This window comes from Rhizobacter sp. (assembly GCF_031412495.1).
Lineage (GTDB): Bacteria > Pseudomonadota > Gammaproteobacteria > Burkholderiales > Burkholderiaceae_C > Schlegelella_A.
Map to the genome: position 1 here is coordinate 1 of NZ_JANODC010000271.1, position 3,318 is coordinate 3,318.

Below are 3,318 nucleotides of genomic sequence, written 5' to 3' on the forward strand. Positions count from 1 at the left end.
AAGAAGGTGAAGCGGCGCTCGCGGGTGTTGATCCGGCCGTCGAGGGAGACGGCCGTGTTGCTCACCACCCTCATCGGTCGCGGCCGCGCGTGATGCGCACTCCCGCCCATTCGAGGCCCTGCACCGGCGGCCGCTTGCTGACGCTGACGGTGACGTGATCGACGAGCGGGTTGGCGAGCGCGACCTCGGCCAGCGTCTCGGCGACGCGCTCGATCAGCAGGTACTCGCGGCCCTGCACGGCCGCGATCATGTCGCCGGCGAGGCGGTAGTCGACCGTGCGCTCCAGGTCGTCGGCGAGGGCGGCGTCGCGCAGCGATCCGCAGTAGAGCTGCACCGAGACGCGCAGCGACTGCGGCGTCGCCCGCTCCGGGTCGGTGCAGCCGACCCGGCACGGCACCTCGAGGCCCTCGAGGAAGAGCATGTCCATGGCGTCGTCGCCGCGCGCCTTCATGCCCGCTCCTCCACCCAGGGCACGACCGAGGCGAGCGCCTCGGCGAGCCGCGAGGCGTCGGTGCCGCCGGCCATCGCCATGTCGGCCTTGCCGCCGCCCTTGCCGCCGACCTGGCCGGCGACGAAGTTGACCAGGTCGCCGGCCTTGACCCGGCCGGTGCTGTCGGACGTCACGCCGGCAGCGAGCTGGACCCGCGCGCCGTCGACCGCGGCGAGGACGATCACCGCCGTCTTCAGCTTGTCCTTCAGCTTGTCGAGCGTGTCGCGCAGCGTCTTCGCGTCGGCGCCGTCGAGCCGGGCCGCCAGGACCTTGAGGCCCTTGACGTCGACGGCCTGGCCGGCGAGGTCGCCGCCCTGCGCCGAGGCCAGCCGGCCCTTCAGCGCGCCGAGCTCCTTCTCGAGCGAGCGCAGCTGGTCGAGCACCTGGCCGAGCCGTGCCGGCACCTCGGCCGGCGCGGCGCGCAGCGTCGCCGCGAGCCGCTGCACCGTGGCTTCGAGCGACTGCAGGTAGGCGAGCGCGTTGTCGCCGGTGACCGCCTCGACGCGGCGCACGCCGGCCGCGACGCCGCTCTCGGCGACGATCTTGAACAGGCCGATGTCGCCGGTGCGCTGCACGTGCGTGCCGCCGCAGAGCTCGCGGCTGCTGCCGATGTCGAGCACGCGCACCTCGTCGCCGTACTTCTCGCCGAACAGCATCATCGCGCCCAGCTTCTGCGCGTCGGCGATCGGCATCGTGCGTGCGTTCGTCGCGTGGTTCTCGAGGATCTCGGCGTTGACGATCTGCTCGACCCGGCGGATCTGCTCGTCGGTCAGGGGCGCGTTGTGCACGAAGTCGAAGCGCGTCCGCTCGGCGTCGACGAGCGAGCCCTTCTGCTGCACGTGCTCGCCGAGGACCTCGCGCAGGGCCTTGTGCATCAGGTGCGTGGCGCTGTGGTTGCGCACCGTGCGGGCGCGGCGCGCCACGTCGACGTTCGCCTGCACCGTGTCGCCGACGCGGATCTCGCCTTCGACGACGCGGCCCTCGTGGCCGAACACCGCCGCCTGCACCTTGACGGTGTCCTCGACGACGAGGCGCGAGCTCGCGTTGCGCAGCTCGCCGGTGTCGCCGACCTGGCCGCCGGACTCGGCATAGAACGGCGTGTGGTCGAGGACCACCACCGCATCGTCGCCGGCCCGCGCCGACGTCGCCGGGCTGCCGTCGACATAGATCGCCACCACCTCGGCACTGTCGTGCGCCAGCTTGTCGTAGCCGTGGAAGGTGGTGTCGCCGCCGGCGTACTCGAGGCCCTGGCCGACCTTGAACTTGCCGGCGGCGCGCGCCTGGGTGCGCTGACGGCCCATCGCCGCCTCGAAGCCGGCGCTGTCGACGGCGACGTCCCGCTCGCGGCAGACGTCGGCGGTGAGATCGAGCGGGAAGCCGTAGGTGTCGTGCAGCTTGAAGGCGAGCTCGCCGGGCAGGACGCGGGCCACGCCGTTCGCCGGCAAAGCGGCGATCGCGGACTCGAGGATCTCCATGCCGTTGGCGATGGTTTGGAAGAAGCGCTCTTCCTCCTGGCGCAGCACCTCGGTGGCGCGCCTGCCTTCGCGGCGCAGCTCCGGGTAGGCGTCGCCCATCGCCGCCGCCAGGTCGCCGACCAGCCGGTGGAAGAAGGGCTTCCTGGCGCCGAGCTTGTAGCCATGCCGGATGGCGCGCCGCGTGATCCGGCGCAGCACGTAGCCGCGGCCCTCGTTGCCGGGAATCACGCCGTCGACGACGGTGAAGGCGCAGGCCCGGATGTGGTCGGCGATGACCTTGAGCGACGGCGAGTCGCCGTTGCAGTCGTGCGCGCCGGCCTCGTCGACGACCTTCTTGGCCGCGGCCAAGAGCGTCACGAAGAGGTCGATCTCGTAGTTCGAGTGCACGTGCTGCAGCACCGCGGTCAGGCGCTCGAGGCCCATGCCGGTGTCGACGCTCGGCTTCGGCAACCTGTGCATCACCCCCGCGTCGTCGCGGTTGAACTGCATGAAGACGTTGTTCCAGATCTCGATGTAGCGGTCGCCGTCCTGCTCCGCCGAGCCCGGCGGGCCGCCCGCGACCCCGGGCCCGTGGTCGTAGAAGATCTCGCTGCACGGGCCGCACGGGCCGGTGTCGCCCATCATCCAGAAGTTGTCCGACGCGAAGCGCGCGCCCTTGTTGTCGCCGATGCGGACGATCCGCTCGGCCGGCAGGCCGATCTCCTTCAGCCAGATGTCGTAGGCCTCGTCGTCCTCGGCGTAGACGGTGGCCCAGAGCTTGTCCTTCGGCAGCTTGTAGACCTCGGTCAGCAGCTCCCAGGCGTACTTCAGCGCGTCGCGCTTGAAGTAGTCGCCGAAGCTGAAGTTGCCCAGCATCTCGAAGAAGGTGTGGTGCCGCGCCGTGTAGCCGACGTTCTCCAGGTCGTTGTGCTTGCCGCCGGCACGGATGCACTTCTGCGACGTCGCCGCGCGCACGTAGGAGCGCCGGTCGAAGCCGAGGAAGACGTCCTTGAACTGGTTCATCCCGGCGTTGGTGAACAGCAAGGTCGGGTCGTCGCCGGGCACGACCGGGCTCGAGGCGACGACGGTGTGGCCCTTCGACTCGAAGAACTTCAGGAACGTGGAACGGATCTCGGATGCTTTCAAGGCACGCTTTCGACGGGAATTCGCTGCGCCCGCGCGGCCGGGAACGGACCGCCATCCACGGGCAGGGCTGACGCCGCGATTGTCCCGTACATCGCGGCGAGCCGGTGCGCGGCACCGGGCGGCCGAAGCTCAGGCGTCGTCGTTGGCCGCGGTGCGCGGGGCGCCGTCGCCGTGGTGCGCGGCACGCAAGCCGCCGCCGCCCAGCGCCGGGGGGGCGGCGGCGAGCGC

2 protein-coding genes are annotated in these 3,318 nt (G+C 71.3%); both read right to left on the bottom strand.

Annotated elements, in window-relative coordinates:
- Positions 1-70 precede the first annotated feature (70 nt).
- On the bottom strand, positions 71-451 hold the full coding sequence (locus AC30N0_RS10285; protein WP_489517823.1) for a dihydroneopterin aldolase: 381 nt from the start codon (positions 449-451) through the stop codon (positions 71-73).
- Entirely contained in the window at positions 448-3,090 is a 2,643-nt protein-coding gene (gene alaS / locus AC30N0_RS10290; protein ID WP_489517824.1) for an alanine--tRNA ligase, read from the bottom strand. Before alaS ends, AC30N0_RS10285 begins: the two co-directional genes overlap by 4 nt.
- Positions 3,091-3,318 lie beyond the last annotated feature (228 nt).

Bases quoted from the DNA above. Each gene is read 5' to 3' on its own strand.
- AC30N0_RS10285 (WP_489517823.1), bottom strand. From the start codon at position 451: ATGAAGGCGCGCGGCGACGACGCCATGGACATGCTCTTCCTCGAGGGC.